The organism is Pedobacter sp. Leaf250 (assembly GCF_920984735.1).
Taxonomy (GTDB): Bacteria; Bacteroidota; Bacteroidia; order Sphingobacteriales; family Sphingobacteriaceae; genus Pedobacter.
Window position 1 is genome coordinate 60,178 of the sequence record NZ_CAKLBU010000011.1, and the last position, 16,307, is coordinate 76,484.

11 protein-coding genes and 1 pseudogene are annotated in these 16,307 nt (G+C 35.8%); 9 read left to right on the forward strand and 3 right to left on the reverse strand.

Annotated elements, in window-relative coordinates; translation table 11 throughout:
• Nucleotides 1-48: 48 nt before the first annotated feature.
• Both LUA91_RS11690 and LUA91_RS11695 read left to right on the forward strand, forming a co-directional pair.
• Entirely contained in the window at nucleotides 49-2,493 is a 2,445-nt protein-coding gene (locus LUA91_RS11690; protein WP_231426231.1) for a TonB-dependent receptor plug domain-containing protein, read from the forward strand.
• Between the two features lie 8 nt (nucleotides 2,494-2,501).
• On the forward strand, nucleotides 2,502-3,920 hold the full coding sequence (locus LUA91_RS11695) for a hypothetical protein (RefSeq protein WP_231426232.1): 1,419 nt from the start codon (nucleotides 2,502-2,504) through the stop codon (nucleotides 3,918-3,920).
• 172 nt (nucleotides 3,921-4,092) lie between these two features.
• On the opposite strand, the gene LUA91_RS11700 is transcribed toward LUA91_RS11695, so the two are convergent.
• Nucleotides 4,093-6,312 (reverse strand): NADP-dependent isocitrate dehydrogenase, encoded by a 2,220-nt coding sequence (locus LUA91_RS11700; RefSeq protein ID WP_231426233.1) that lies wholly within the window; start codon nucleotides 6,310-6,312, stop codon nucleotides 4,093-4,095.
• Between the two features lie 356 nt (nucleotides 6,313-6,668).
• Between LUA91_RS11700 and LUA91_RS11705 the strand changes: the two genes are divergently transcribed.
• The 5 genes from LUA91_RS11705 (at nucleotide 6,669) to LUA91_RS11725 (ending at nucleotide 14,219) form a co-directional block, all read left to right on the forward strand.
• The gene (locus LUA91_RS11705; protein ID WP_231426234.1) at nucleotides 6,669-7,874 is read left to right on the forward strand and encodes an ankyrin repeat domain-containing protein; all 1,206 of its coding nucleotides are present in this window, start codon (nucleotides 6,669-6,671) and stop codon (nucleotides 7,872-7,874) included.
• On the forward strand, nucleotides 7,871-9,067 hold the full coding sequence (locus LUA91_RS11710; protein ID WP_231426235.1) for an ankyrin repeat domain-containing protein: 1,197 nt from the start codon (nucleotides 7,871-7,873) through the stop codon (nucleotides 9,065-9,067). The genes LUA91_RS11705 and LUA91_RS11710 overlap by 4 nt, the downstream gene beginning before the upstream one ends.
• 18 nt (nucleotides 9,068-9,085) lie before the next feature.
• Complete coding sequence (locus LUA91_RS11715) at nucleotides 9,086-10,426, forward strand: ankyrin repeat domain-containing protein (protein WP_231426236.1); 1,341 nt, start codon at nucleotides 9,086-9,088, stop codon at nucleotides 10,424-10,426.
• A gap of 337 nt (nucleotides 10,427-10,763) precedes the next feature.
• Nucleotides 10,764-12,083, forward strand: coding sequence for a sorbosone dehydrogenase family protein (locus LUA91_RS11720; protein WP_231426237.1), 1,320 nt, complete (start codon nucleotides 10,764-10,766; stop codon nucleotides 12,081-12,083).
• 84 nt (nucleotides 12,084-12,167) lie between these two features.
• Nucleotides 12,168-14,219, forward strand: coding sequence for a TonB-dependent receptor (locus LUA91_RS11725; RefSeq protein ID WP_231426238.1), 2,052 nt, complete (start codon nucleotides 12,168-12,170; stop codon nucleotides 14,217-14,219).
• 52 nt (nucleotides 14,220-14,271) lie between these two features.
• On the opposite strand, the pseudogene LUA91_RS20760 reads toward LUA91_RS11725, so the two are convergent.
• Nucleotides 14,272-14,466 (reverse strand): annotated as a pseudogene (locus LUA91_RS20760) (single-stranded DNA-binding protein); the annotation flags it as partial.
• A 15-nt stretch (nucleotides 14,467-14,481) separates the two neighbouring features.
• A complete protein-coding gene (locus LUA91_RS20765; RefSeq protein WP_370633629.1) occupies nucleotides 14,482-14,616 on the reverse strand; it encodes a single-stranded DNA-binding protein in 135 nt (44 codons plus the stop codon).
• Nucleotides 14,617-14,853: 237 nt separating this feature from the next.
• Between LUA91_RS20765 and LUA91_RS11735 the strand changes: the two genes are divergently transcribed.
• Nucleotides 14,854-15,219 carry a hypothetical protein gene (locus LUA91_RS11735; protein WP_231426239.1) on the forward strand — a complete coding sequence of 122 codons (366 nt, stop codon included), beginning with the start codon at nucleotides 14,854-14,856 and terminating at the stop codon, nucleotides 15,217-15,219.
• Between the two features lie 504 nt (nucleotides 15,220-15,723).
• The gene (locus tag LUA91_RS11740; protein ID WP_231426240.1) at nucleotides 15,724-16,221 is read left to right on the forward strand and encodes a hypothetical protein; all 498 of its coding nucleotides are present in this window, start codon (nucleotides 15,724-15,726) and stop codon (nucleotides 16,219-16,221) included.
• The last annotated feature ends 86 nt before the right edge of the window (nucleotides 16,222-16,307 follow it).

Consider the following 16,307-nt stretch of genomic DNA (forward strand, 5'->3'; position numbering starts at 1 on the left):
CTTATTAAGACCTATTCTAAAGAAGAACTTAAAAAAGTTACACAATCGATGAAGATAACGCTACTATCCATTTTTTTCCTTTTCATTTCTCTTACAGTTTGTGCACAAACAGGTGTTCTATCGGGCAAGATCACAAATATTAGTGGCCTGCCAATGGATGGTGCAACGATAAGTATTAAAGAGCTTAGTCGCAGTACAATGACTGATGAACAGGGGAAATATGAAATTAGGGATTTAAAATATGGTACTTACACCGTAACGGTAAGTTCTGTAATATCGCAAAGTAAAATTCAAACCCTAACAATTAATGCTCCGGCAGTTACCTATAATGCCAAGGTTAAGGAAGTAGTTGATCGGAATTTACAGGATGTTAGCGTATCTGGCAAAACCGAAAAGCGAAAAATGGAAACCAGTGGCTTTGCAATGTCTATTATAGAAACCAAAGAAGCATCATTAAGAAATCTTACTACCAACGAACTTTTAGACAGGGCTGTTGGCGTAAGGGTTCGTCAAAATGGTGGCGAAGGATCGCCAATAGAATATAACCTAAATGGCATGTCGGGCAGTACAATTGGTTTGTTTTTGGATGGAATCGAAATATCAACCTATGGTTCTTCTTTCAATTTGAATAACATCCCTCCTTCTATGATTGAGCGCATTGAGGTATACAAAGGTGTACTACCTTCACATTTGAGTGGAAATTATATTGGTGGCGCCATCAATGTTATTATGAAAAAGGATGCATCTGCCAATAATGTTACTGCCGCGGTTTCTTATGGCTCGTTCAATACTTACAGGGCTGATGTAAGTGCTTTGTACCGCAATCAAAAAAATGGTTTTACGGCAAGAGCATCAGGGTTTTACAGTCATTCTGATAATAACTATGAAATGTGGGGTAAATTTTCGAAATACACTTTACCTGGTGGAAGAATTGTAAGAAACTACCGTACTAAACGCCCAAACGATGAATTTGAAACAATTGGCGGACGTTTCGAGGCTGGTTTCACCAATGTGAAATGGGCAGATCAGTTTTTCGTTGGCTACAATATTTCAGATTCATATAAACAAATTCCTCATGGGATAACCATGACAAAACCCTACTTCGGGAGGTTTAACGAATATCAGGCACATGTTTTTAGTTTAAATTACAATAAAAACAACTTTTTACTGAATGGATTGGCACTTACCATTAATGCAGTTCATAGCAGAAGAAGCACATATTTAGAGGATACGGTAAGTATACGCTACAATTGGGACGGAACGCTATTGGTTAAAAATTCTGAAGGTCCACCTGAAACCTATGGTTATAGTCCGGGGCAAGGCCAGCAAGGTGTTGCTGTGATGAGTAACATTGAACGTAAAATTTCCAACATCCGTTCGAATTTGGCTTATACAATTGTTTCCGGTCACCGTGTCTCATTAAATCATAAGTTCGAAAAATCCGATCGTAACGATCAAGATCTTCTTATTCCTGAACGAAGCCGATGGATCACACTAAATGGTTTAACCACAAATATTTTTGCGATGAATTATGAATCAGATCTCTTCAACGGCAAACTTAAAACCAACATTTTTGGCAAATATGCCATTTATAAAACCGACCAGAATAGGCCAATAAGCGAGGTAAATGGTTCATTGATTTATCAAAACACCAGCACTACAAGAGACAATAAAGGATTTGGAGGAACACTTTCATATGAAGCTATCCGCAACGGATTTTTGATTTTATCAGCAGAAAAATCTTTTATCATGCCTACTGATAGACATATTTATGGAGAGCCAGAAAATAATTTACTGGCTAACCCCAATATTTTGCCAGAGCTGGCGGTTAATTACAACATAGGCGGACGATACAATTTTGCTACATCAAACCAGCATAAATTCTCTTTATATGGCAATGCTTTTTGGAGAAATGGTTACGACAAAATTATTCAACAAACCCGAATCGACCCAGTAATAGAGGGACGGGAAAACCAGGTGGAGGATATTCAGGTAACTCAATTTGTAAATCTATCTAAAACACAATCTATAGGTTTTGAAGCTGAAGTAAACTATATCTTCGATAACAAGCTAAATGCTATGATTAATTTTTCAAAGTTCAATTCGCTCTACAAAGTTGAGCTCGATGAGCGGGGAAATCCAAATAGTTTATACAACAAACAAGTTCCCAATGAACCTTTTTTCACCGTGAATGGAAATATTCAATACCGTTTCAACAATGTTTTTCAAAAGAAATCTGCAATGAACGTGTATTATAATGCTGGATATGTTGCCTCATTCAGTACCATCTGGATTGAATCGGAATGGTTTACAACACCCAATCAATTTACTCATGATTTAGGCGCCAGTTACCGCTTTCCGAACGGAAAACTAGTGGCGAGTTTGGATTGTAAAAACATGCTAAATGCAGAAGTATACGACAATTTCGGTGTTCAAAGACCTGGAAGAGCCTTTTATTTCAAATTAAACTACACTATAAATAATTTTAAATAAGTAATAATATGAAAACTAATTTATTAAAAACCGCATTATTTGGATCTGCATTAGCCCTTAGCGCTCTAGTGGGCTGCAAAAAAAGTGGTAGCGAGAATCCAGAAACTGGAGTTTCAGGTCCAGATGTATGGGCAAGAAAATACATTACCCTTACGGCTGCTTTTCCTGATGCAGAAGGCACAGCAGGTAATGGAGGTACAATGGCTTATGCAATTACACCGGAGCAGGCTATAAATCCCAATTTCGAAGTCAATGTTTTTACAAACGGTTATGGCTTAAGGTCTCAACGTACTGCTCGTGTTCAGGGATCGGCAAATGGAAATTTCCTATACAATATCCAATATACTGGAACAGATGGCGGTATTTTTAATAAATATAAAGTAGAGGGCGACAAAAATTTTGTTGATACCCGTGAAGAAGTGAATACAGAGCCAATTCTTGGTACTGCCCCTCGTTGGGTTGTGGCGGCAGATGGCATTGGAATTGGGGTGTTTGCATCGTCGGTAATTACAAGTGCACCAACTACAGGTGCAGGTGCTGATTTTGTTGATGTTAAAAGCACTGCTAAAATTGCAGTACTAAACTTAAATGATCCACAAATTACGCGTCAAACAGAATTTACGATTCCTTTTACTGCAGCACAAACTAAGGCAGGATATCAAATTGGCCGTATCGACGTTCCCGTATTAAATGCAGCGAAAACTAAAATTTTTATTGGCTGTAATTTGAGCAGAACGGATGTTACCAAAAAATCGGGTATTAATGAAGCCGGAACGGCTCAAACCTGGAGTGCCGGAACCAGAGAATTGGGTACCGCAACGTTGGTTGTAGATTATCCTTCTTTAAGCAATCCAAAATTAATTTATGCAGATCCTAGTTTAAGTAGAGTTAACAATCACTCTTATCGTACCATGACCCAATATGTGGGCACAGATGGAAATATTTATCAAGCTACTGCAACTTCTGGTTCACAGATTTTACGTATCAACGCATCTACTAATGAATATGATAATAGCTATAATTTCAATTTAAAAACCGCTTTAGGTACCGCTAACAATGTTGCAATTAGCGCCTGGAAATATATTAAAGATGGTGTGGGTATTGTTCTTTTCACTGAAACCGGAGTTCAAGGTGGTTACCTGGCTTTGATAGATTTGAATGCCAGAACAGCTACGAGATTAGCAACTGAAAAACAAACTGATGCTGGCTATTCGGGCCTTACCGCAGCGCAAAACGGCGGAAAAGTTTTAACAGGTACATTCGGTCAATTTCAAAATATTGGTTTAGCTGGCGATAACGTTTATGTTCCATTGTCACCAAATGGAATTGATGGAAACTTATATGTAATCAATTACAAAACTAAAACGATTACCAAAGGTGCTAAGTTAAAAAACCAATCAGGAAGCTTTTACCTAGGTGCTTATTAGAAATAATATTGATTAAGAAAAATGGGCAATCTGGTAGGTTGCCCATTTTTTTTGTTAAATATTTGCAAACTAATTTATTTTATATGATAATTAATTGCTCTAATGACAGATAAAAATCAAAATCCCCGGCTGAAATGAATCAACCGGGGATTTAACACTAATAAATCTTTTACTATAACGCAGCTAAAGCAGCATTTAATGTATCACTTGGACGCATTGCTTTTCCTGCTAACTCATCATTAGGATGATAATAGCCACCAATTTCTTGGGCTTTGCCTTGTGTGCTAATTAACTCTTCCGTAATTTTTGTTTCATTTTCGGTTAATGCTTTTGCCAAAGGTGCAAACCTTGCTTGCAATTCTGCATCTTTAGTTTGCGCTGCTAAAGCTTCAGCCCAATATAATGCTAAATAGAAATGAGAACCACGGTTATCAATAGTACCTAATTTCCGACCAGGAGATTTATCTGTTGCCAGGAATTTTGCATTCGCTTCGTCCAATGCATCAGCTAAAACTTGCGCCTTACTATTATTTTGAGTTTGAGATAAATGCTCTAACGATGCCTGTAGTGCTAAAAACTCACCTAAAGAATCCCAACGTAAATAACCTTCGTGAATAAATTGCTCAATGTGTTTTGGAGCAGAACCACCAGCACCAGTTTCGAATAATCCACCCCCATTCATTAACGGAACAATAGAAAGCATTTTCGCCGAAGTACCTAATTCCAAAATTGGGAATAAATCTGTCAGGTAATCACGCAATACGTTACCAGTTACAGAAATTGTATCCTCACCTTTACGAATACGTTCTAAAGTAAATTTAGTGGCTTCGATTGGAGCAAGAATGCGAATATCCAAACCTTCAGTATCATGATCTTTTAAATATTGATTCACTTTAGCAATAATTTCTCTATCGTGTGCTCTGTTTTCATCTAACCAGAAAACTGCAGGTGTTTCAGATAAACGAGCTCTATTTACGGCTAATTTCACCCAATCTTGAATGGGTGCATCTTTAGTTTGGCACATGCGGAAAATATCGCCTTTTTCTACTTTTTGATCGAAGAAAACTTTCCCATCGGCATCAGTAACGCGAATTGTTCCATTTGCAACTGCTTGAAAGGTCTTGTCATGTGAACCATATTCTTCAGCTTTTTGCGCCATCAAGCCCACGTTTGGAACCGAGCCTATCGTAGTCACATCAAAAGCACCATTCGTTTTACAATCATCAATTGTTGCGGTGTAAACGCCAGCGTAAGAACGATCAGGAATTAAAGCAATCGTATCTTCTGGTTTACCATCTTTGTTCCACATTTGGCCCGAAGTACGAATCATTGCAGGCATCGAAGCATCAACAATTACATCACTTGGCACATGCAGGTTGGTAATTCCCTTATCAGAATTTACCATGGCTAAAGCTGGTCCGTTTTCAATTGCGGCAGCCAATGCAGCTTCTACTTCTGCTTGTTTCGGATTGCCTGCAATTTTTGCATAAACATCACCTAAACCATTGCGTGTATCAATATTTAGTTCTTTAAAAAGATCAGCGTATTTAGTAAAAACATCAGCAAAATAAACTTCAACAATGGCACCGAAAATAATCGGATCTGAAACTTTCATCATTGTTGCCTTTAAGTGCGCAGATAATAAAACACCAGCAGCTTTTGCTTCCTGAATTTCTTTAGCAACGAAAGTTTTCAATGCTGATAAACTCAAAGCTGATGAATCGATCACCTCTCCAGCTTTGAGTGGAGATAAACCTTTCAATTCTGTGATTGCACCATCTGCTGCCACAAACTCAATTTTAAATTGTGAAGCTTCAGCAATTGTTGTCGATTTTTCTGAACCATAGAAATCGCCTTCTGTCATGCTGGCCACTTTGGTTTTAGAATCTGCCGACCATGTGCCCATTGAGTGTGGGTTTTGTTTAGCATAATTTTTAACCGCTTTTGGTGCCCTACGATCTGAATTTCCTTCACGTAAAACAGGGTTAACCGCCGAGCCTAATACTTTCGAATATTTTGCTTTTATCGCTTTTTCTTCTTCAGTTTGCGCATTATCAGGGTAATTTGGTAACGCATAACCTTGCGATTGTAATTCAGTAATGGCATCTACCAATTGCGGAATAGATGCTGATATATTTGGTAATTTGATGATGTTTGCTTCTGGCGTAGTGGCTAATCCACCAAGTTCAGCTAATGCATCACCAACTTTTTGATCGTCTATTAAATACTCAGGAAAGTTTGCCAAAATTCTTCCTGCTAAAGAAATATCTCTGGTTTCTACATCAATACCCGCTGAAGCGGTAAAAGCTTGTACAATAGGTAAAAGTGAATAAGTAGCCAACATTGGCGCCTCGTCGGTTTTGGTATAGATAATTTTTGATGTATTTGACATGTTTAAATTGATTTTGCTTTAAAAGGTTAAATATTATCTCGATTAAGATTGCAAACCGAGTTTTTTTAAATCGCCTAAAGATAAAATAATCGAATGAATTAAGGAACATTGTAATGTTATTAATGGTTTTATAAAGATGATTAGTTCGGCTTTTTTAAAGAAAATTATTCTATTTCATATTTTTTTCTACATTTACATCAGCACTTCCCTCCAAAAAATCAGCCCCTAATATTTTTACTGTTTAACTTAAATAATTAACACTAATTAAATATTTTTTGGCTTGATACATGAACATCTCCAGCCCATTTACGTTTGTTATTAAAAGAAGTTGACAGGATAACCAACGATTAATAAATATGAGTGAGCAAACTTTAGAACAACTTTTCAACACAGGCAATTTTGCCGAAGCATCTAGCAGACTTATAGCAGGCGAAAAACTTTCAAAAACCTTGCAATCACATCAAAAGTCTCAAATCTTTGATCATCTTTTCCGCAATGAACAATACGAAATTATTTTTCATTTAATTCAGGATAAAACCATCGAAACAGACATTTACGAATTTGAAAATTTTGATAGAAGTATATTTCAAACGGTGGTGAAGTATTTAAAAGCGGATGAAAAAGGTTTGATATTTTTTAAGGACTTCATTTCCAAATTCGATAACCTAAATGATGAAGTTTCTACCCAAACCCTGCTAGGTTATTTCTTTGAAAAATTGGTACCAATTGAGCTCATTCAAATTTTAATTGATGCTGGCTGTGATGTAAATTTCAAAAACAACGCAGAAGAAAGCTACATCCACCAAGTGGTAAAGAATAACCAAAAAAGATTCGATTTAGATGAAAACCAGTTGCACAAACTTCATTTAAATTATATCGATATATTGTTAAAAGAGGGTTTGGATATTGATGCGCAGAACATCGTGGAAAAAACGCCTTTAATTAATGCTGTTGAGTCCAACAAAACACACTTTATTTCTTTCCTGCTGGAAAATGGAGCCAATCCCAATCATTTGGATAAAACAGGAGATTCGGCTTTCTTTTATGCAGTAGCGCATTTGCAAAGCCTTGAAATGTATACCATTATGCGGAATTTTACATTACCGCAATTCGAAATTTTAAATAAAAATCAGGTTACTTTATTATTCGAATATGTAAGGATGATGTATCATTCGGATACTGAATGTACCTTACTAATTAAATTGCTCGATGATGGTGCAGACCTTTACCAGCCTAGCATTTATTACAGCACTGAAACTACACCACTAGATTTAATCGCTGAAAAACCAGCGTCCATTTTAGAAGCTATTTTAAAGTCTGGTAAAGTAGATATAAATAGATGTGATGATAAAGGAAATACCTTGTTGCACAAAGTATGTGCACAAAACGTAAACTACGATGCCGAAAAAGCCAAAGAACTTTATAAAAAAGCTAAGCTTTTAATTGAAAACGATGCAGATGTTTCTGCTACAAATGATCAGGATAAAACAGCTCTAATGCTTGCATCTGATGATAATTTAAAAACAAAAACTGTTGAACTATTAATGAAAAACGCTCGATGACATTAGAAGAAACCATAAGAAACCGAGATTTTACAAATACACTTGCTGTACTTGCAAACGGCGAGAAACTTCCATCAAATATTCACATTCAGGTAAAAGCAATGCTTATGGAAATTTTAATTGAAGAAAAGCAATTCGACATCCTGCATCTCTTTGTGGAAAATAAAATAATCGAAACTGATATTTATGAATATGATTCATTCGACCACAGTTTCTTTGATGTTATCTTTAATTATAGAAAAATTGATGATGATATAAACGCCTTTTTTGATACATTCATTGGTCATTTCAGCAACATAAACGATGAAATAAAAGGTGAAACATTATTGAGCTATGCATTTCTTCGAGGAGCAAGTTTAAGCAACATCCAAACGCTTGTTAATTATGGTTGCGATATCAGTTTCACTAATCACGAAGATGAAAACATCATTCATCAATTGGTGAAGGTCAATGCACCACACGGATTGGGTGGTGATCAATATATTGAATGTATGCATCATTACATCAAGCCACTGGCACAAATGGGTTTAAATGTTGATGCACCAAATATCAAGAATGAAACCGCACTGATTTCCGCACTTAAATTTAGAAAGCCCTTTTTTATTGATGTACTTTTAGCCAACGGCGCCGACCCAAATCATATTGATCATGATGGGAATAATGCATTTTATTATGCCATTATCTGGAATCACGACCTGAAAGCTTATTTAAAACTAAGCGAATATGCCTCACCAAATTTAAATGAAATCAATGGTATTGGACAAACAGCTTTGTTTAATTACGTAACGGAAATTAATTTTGATAGCATGGAAACAAACCAAGCTATTATAAAGCAACTGATTAATGATGGTGCAGATTTACATCTGGCTTGTAATCGTTATGGTGAACAAAAAACAACTATAGACATGGCCGCTGGAAAATCTCTAGAAGTTATTCAGGCAATTTTAGAAACTGGTTTTATCGATATAAATGTGCAAGACGAAAAAGGTAACACTTTATTACATAAAATTTGTGCTTATAACGTGAATGAAGACCACGATAAGGCCAAAGAAACTTACCGCAAGGTGAAACTTTTGCTCGAAAATGGTGCCGATGCCAGCATCACCAATGACCATGATCAAACACCAATGATGCTCGCTTCAGATGATAATCACAAAATAAAAACAGTAGAACTTTTAATGAAACAAGCTTAACAGATAAGAATTATGTCGATGTCATTTATAATTGCCTGCGAGAGCGGCAAGAGGAAAATAGCCGAACTTTTACTGGCAAATAAAGAAGTTGAAATTGGTTATACTGATGAGAAAGGAAGAACAGCTTTGCACTATGCGGCACACCGGGGCTATTTGGACCTTGTTCAAATGCTCATCAATGAAGGTGCCGATTTAGATTATGCCGATCATGCTGGTGAAACACCATTTTACTTTGCTTGCTTACAGAAACAGAAACAAACAGCACTTTATTTATTAGATCAAGGTGCAAAAATTGATATTAACGATTATAAAGGGAATAGCTTGCTTCACATTACTGCTGAAAATGGTCAAATTGAGGTTTTAGAAAAACTATTGAAAAAAGGCCTGGAAGTGGATAAGGAAAATAATGAAGCACAAACGCCATTATTAATTGCAGCCAGTTTTAGAAACAAAGAAGTGGTACAAATGCTATTAAATCATGGTGCCAACATCAATACCACTGATAAAGAAGGGAATTCTCCATTAATCTTTGCAGTAAAATCTAAAAACACACCGATGGTTGATTTGATCTTAGAAAATGGCGGAAATATTAATCACGTTAATCATCAAGGTGAATCTGCATTGTTAATTGCTTGCTACGATTCGAACCGAATGCTCACCAAAATTTTGGTCGATAAAGGTGCAGATGTCTTTGTATCTTCAAAAAATGGCCTCTCTCCTATTTGGTATGCTTGTGCTAACAATCAGAAGGAGATTGTGGAATTGTTTTTAAGTCATGGTGTTAATGTTAATTATGCGAAACCATTATCTAACAATGACGACTCGATGTATTCTTACCTGGAATGGGTAGAAACAGCAAATAACATCTCAATCACGGCAAGTTTTTCTTTCAATAATTCTTATGAATATGGTGGCGAAAGCATGTTACACGTAGCGGCTAAAAGTGGTCATTTAAATATGTTGAAATTACTACTAGAAAAAGGTGCTGATGTAGATATTCAAGATGAAAGTGGTAACACAGCTTTACATTACGCTGCTGCAAATGGCAAAAAAGATGTGGTAAAATTTTTATTGGAAAAATCTGCAGATCCAACAATCGTAAATGTGAAGGAGCAAAAAGCAATCGACTATTCGAATATTAAAGGCTTTAACGAAATTACGGAACTGCTGCTAAAATTTGGCCCATCAAATATTACAACCGATCCAGTTAAAGCTCCTGCACAACAAACAACCGAACCTACCCATAACGATATGGCCAGTAAAAAGCAAGCTTTGCTCGATTTGAAAGAGTTGTTAGATGCAGGCATTTTATCGCAAGAAGAATTTGATGTTGAAAAAGCAAAGGTTTTAAGGGGATAGAATTATATAATACACTATTTGAATTTAACGAAAAAACGAAAAATGCTTGAGATGGATTTATGAGGTTGTTTCGAAAGTAGAAAATTATAATAAGAAAGAAATATATCGTTCAACCTTCATTTCAGAGAAGGTGTGAATCTTAATGCCTTGTATAAACAGCATAAAGATTTCTAAATAAATTGGGAATGATTGTTATTTTAAATATCATTTACCTTGGAAGTAAAAATCATTTTCAAAGACATGCTCATCAATCAAGTTTGTTTTATCAAAAACATCTCCATGTATTTTATGTTATATTTTTCGTGAAACCTATCCCTTTTCTCAAAAATATTAAATCATGAAAAATCAGATCCTTTACGCTACTTTATTTTCAGCCACAGCTTTATTCGGCTGTCAATCTAACAAAACGGCCGAAAAACAGGGCGACTCTACCACAATAAGTACAGAAAATGAGCAGGTAAATTTGCCTGCTCCAGATACTACAGCCGCGAAAGATAAATTTAGCAAGGTAATTGGCTGGCCTGAAAATAAAATGCCAACAGCGCCCGAAGGCTTTGTAGTGAGCAAATTCGCAACTAATATAAAAAGTCCGCGGAATACCTACATAGCGCCAAATGGCGATGTACTGATTGTGTTAAGCAATTCTGAACGCAGTACAAAAGAAAAAGTGGCCAACGCCGTTACCGGAAAATCAAAATCTGAAGTTTCTGGTGCAAGTGCCAATACTATTTTATTGTATCGCGATGCAGATAAGGATGGCGTTGCAGAAATTAAAACCACATTTTTATCTGGTCTAAACCAACCTTATGGAGTAACCATAATTGGCAATTCTTTTTATGTAGCCAATACCGACGGCCTTTGGCAGTATCCATACAAAACCGGAGATACTAAAATATTGAGCACCGGTAAAAAGATTTTGAGTTTGCCAGCTGGAGGATACAATAACCATTGGACCAGAAATTTAATTACCAATGCTGATAAAAGCAAAATTTATATTACCGTTGGCTCGGGAAGTAATGTGGGTGAAAATGGTATGGAGAATGAGGTAAGAAGAGCGAATATTTTAGAAATAAATCCAGATGGAACAGGTGAAAAAATTTACGCAAGTGGTTTACGTAATCCAGTTGGTGTAGATTGGGCACCTGGTACAAATATGCTTTGGACGGCTGTTAATGAGCGTGATGGTTTAGGAGATGATTTGGTTCCAGATTACATTACAAGTGTTAAACCTGGAGGATTTTATGGTTGGCCTTATGCTTATTTTGGTCAAAATGAAGATCCTAGATTAAAAGGCAAAAATCCAGAGCTGGTTAAGAAAACGCTTGTTCCCGATGTTGCAGTTGGTTCACATACGGCATCATTAGGTTTAGCTTTTTACAAAGGCAACAAATTTCCATCTAAATACCAAGGTGGTGCGTTCGTTGGTCAGCATGGTTCATGGAACCGTTCTGCACTGGCTGGTTATAAAGTTATTTTTGTTCCATTTAAAGATGGCAAACCTACAGGAAAACCCGAAGATTTTTTAACTGGTTTTATTGCTGATGTAGATAAAGCAGAAGTTTACGGCAGACCGGTTGGCGTTACCCAAACCCCAGATGGCGCTATTTTGGTTGCTGATGATGTGAGCGGAGTGGTTTGGAGAGTAGCCGCCAAGTAAATAAATTAAATTCACAGTTAGAATCGCAGATTAAAGTTTAGTTTTATGCTTTATCTGCGTTTTTTTTATTCCAAACACACAATATTGAAATCAGCTCTATTTTTATTTTTCGCACTTTTTACCTTTCAGGTTTTTGCACAAATCACTCCAGTTGATACAGTAAAAAAACTTAACGAAGTTACCGTTAAAGGTTATTACAATACTCAACCCTTATTAAGATCGGTATCTGCTGTTAACACATTAGATAGTAATCAACTCAAATATCAACAGAATTCTTCATTGGTAAGTGCGTTCAATTCTGTTACAGGTGTACGGATGGAAGAGCGCTCACCAGGAAGTTATCGTTTATCATTACGTGGAAGTTTACTCCGTTCGCCATTTGGCATCAGGAATATTAAAATTTATATTGATGAACTTCCGCTTACCGATGCTGGTGGAAATACCTATTTAAATGCAGTTGATCCTTTGGCAATACAGTCGGTTGAAATATATAAAGGACCCGAAGCAAATATTTTTGGAGCAAATACGGGTGGGGCCATTTTAATTTCCTCAGCTAATGTAGATCAAAACAATGTTGAAGCTTCGTTAACTGCTGGATCTTATGGTTTATTTCATCAAACAGCTAAAATTCAGCGCAGGTTTAAAAATTATAATTTCAGCATTTTTCAAGGTTACCAGCGTAGTGATGGGTATCGGCAAAATAGTCAGATGAACAGAAAGTTTATACAAACTTCGCATCAGCTAGATTATAGCAAAAATGGGAGTTTGAAATTTTTTGCGTTTTATAGCGACTTAAATTATAGCACACCAGGAGGATTAACTTTGCAACAAATGGAGCAAAATCCACAGCTGGCGAGGCCGGCAACAGCAACACTTCCTGGAGCAATAACACAACAAGCTGGAATTTTCAACAAAACAGCACTGGCCGGATTAACCAATACCTATCAAATAAACGAAAACTTCAAGCATGTTATTTCAATTTTTACATCGTATACCGATTTCAAAAATCCTTTTATTACCAACTATGAAAAACGATATGAAAGCACATTAGGCTTAAGAACGTTTTTGGAATATGCTCATTCAAAACAAAACTTTAGATTTAATGCACAGCTTGGCATAGAAAATTCGAGCACTAAGACACAAGTTAAAAATTTCGATAACAATGCTGGAGAAACTGCTGCTCTGCAAGCCGCTGATTGGCTAAAAGCGAACCAAGATTTTGTTTTTGCAAGAATTAATTTTGATATCAATCGAAAGCTATTAATTGAGCTCGCTTCGAGCATTAACTTTTTCAATTACAAATACGAAAGTTTTTACCCCGCTCCTATTTCGATGCAGAAGCGGAAGTTTGCTAACCAGTTGATGCCAAAAATTGCGGCATCGTATCTATTAAGTCAAGCACTCTCACTGCGGGCATCAATAAGTAAAGGCTATTCGCCGCCAACCATTGCCGAAGTTCGATCATCAGACAACAACATTAACAATAATTTGCAAGCCGAACTTGGCTGGAATTATGAAGCAGGATTGCGCTTTAACAGTAAGAATAATCGCTTTTATGCGAACGCCAATATTTTTCAGTTCGATTTACAAGATGCCATTGTTAGAAGGTTAAATGCGAATGATACGGAGTATTTTATAAATGCTGGAGGAACCAAACAACAGGGTGTTGAATTGGAAAGCTCTATTTGGGTTTTTAAAAACAGTAGCTTTTTAATAAGTGGCATTCAGGTTAGAAGCAATTACACTTATAATCGTTTCCGATTTAAAGATTTTCAGAATGGAAATACTAATTTTTCAGGAAACAGATTAACTGGCGTTCCTGCAAACGTATTGTTAAGCAGCTTGCTTGTTGAATTTAAAAAAGGTTTATACTTTTTTGCGCAACATAACTACACTTCGGCCATACCGCTTAATGATAGTAATGCCGCGTTTGCTGGTAAATACAATGTGGTAGAACTGAAAAGTGGAATCACGAAAGTAAAGATTGGTAAAATTAATGCTGATTTTTTTACTGGTATTAATAATGTTTTTAACGAAAGATATAGCTTAGGCAATGATCTAAATGCAGTAGGAAATCGATTCTATAATCCAGCCGCAGCCATAAACTTTTATTTTGGCACATCAATAAAGTTATAATGAGCAAAATGAAATGCCGATTTACAGCAATCGACATTTCAGTTCATATATTTTAATTGGTTACAGCTATCTCTTTTACAACCAAATCACTTACCACAATATCTGTTGTAAATCTTTTTGAGCCATCTTTTGCTTCATAACTGCCTGTTTGCAATCTGCCTTCGATGGTAATTTTCGTCCCTTTTTTAATTTGAGCCAAGGCCAATTCGGCTTTGGCATTCCAAAAGGTTAAATTAAACCATTGTGTTTTCTCTACTTCTTCTCACAACGAATTTTTGAAATACTCGTTAACGGCTAGGTTTACTTTTGCCACTTTTTGGTTTCCTGACAGATTTTTGAAGTCTGCATCTGCACCAGCAAATCCGCTTAATACTACTTTGTTAATTGCGCTTTCCATGATTTTAAAATTTAAATTACCGAATGTTTAACGAACAGCAATCACCACGACTACCGACAGAACAAAGGTGCAAAGGCAAGTAAAAATTATTCGGTATTTAAATATTTATAGCCGTTTAAAAACGTTTAAAATCGGATAAATCCCTTCGTTAGCAGATGAGGGCTAATTTTTTTTTATTTAGAAGCAAGAAAATTGTACATTTAGAACATCATCCCGTAATAAACTTAACAAATTATTATGGAACGCTCCTGTTTAGATTGCGGCAAACCTTTCGTAGGCAGAGCCGATAAAAAATTTTGTGATGATGCCTGCAGAAATAATTACAATAATCGCACTAAATGTGATGATGCGATTGTAATTAGAAAAATCAATCTGATTTTAAAAAAGAACCGAAATATTTTAGCGGCGCTCAATCCAACCGGAAAAGTAAAAACGTTGAAAAAGAAATTAGCATCAGCTGGTTTTAATTTCGACTATCACACCCACATCTACGAAACCCAAATCGGAAAAACCTACAAATTTTGCTATGAGTATGGATTTTTATTTCTCGGAGAGGAAGAGCTTTTATTGGTAAAACGCGAAGAAAAACTATGGCTATCATAGCTATATCTAAGTAGCCTGTAAAATTGGAAGTTGTATTATATATAAGAATACATTAAGAATTGCCTTTTATTTTGATAAGGACTTACTTGAAGACGGTAAAAAGAGTGTTGCTTACAGCACTAGATGTTTACAATTGGTTTTACAAGCTGCAAAAAACTGGGCTGGTATACTAAAACCTGGGAGCATCCACGCAATGAGGCATATTGTTGCAACTCCTTTATTAGAATAGGGTACAGATATTAGCTATATACAAAAATTATTAGGCCATAATGATATTAAAACTATCTTGAATTATGCACAAGTGAGCAAAAAAGATATTAAAGGTGTTGTTAGTCCTTTGGATAAAATATAATGGCAATAACCTTTCGTTTTTCGAGTAGGCTTTTTAAGAAAAGTGTATTTAAAAAACGAAAATGTGGATGGCTGAAAAACATGCCTTATTTGATGTTTAAATATACCATTAAACAAATTATCAAAAACATTCACTGACAAAAACACATAAAAATGTACGAAAAAATTGAGAAACTTGACAAATATTTAAAAACTGAAGAATACGAAGATTTTTACAATCTTGATAGGGAAACTATATTTTGGATTGATTGGAGAGAATTTGACGACGCAATTATACAATATTGTGAAAAATGTCTGAAAACAAATTCACTAAAAGCTGAAATGAAAGAAGTTTCAGGAGACTTGGAATTGACTATAAATTATGAAAATAAAACTCACATAGAAAAAGTCGTTGACAGAGATAGAACAATTATAACACTTAACGAAATAATCCAACCAAAATATGAAATTAGATTTTGTAAAGTTAGTGACGGTTCTGATACATTAGCCTTTCTTCCATTATCCAATCAAGAATGGGGTCAATTAATTGAAAAATATGGAGAAGAGAAAATTAACCAATGCTTTGAGCCAATAAATCAGAATTCAGTAATGTTCAATAAGGAATATGACTTTGATTTTGACAATAATGATGCAACCCTTGACTTTACCTGATAAAAAAAACTACCGCCAAAAAGGGTTTACCTTCGGTGAGGGCTTCGCCGTTTGAAATAGTGGGGCGAAACTGCAAAGTTCAACGG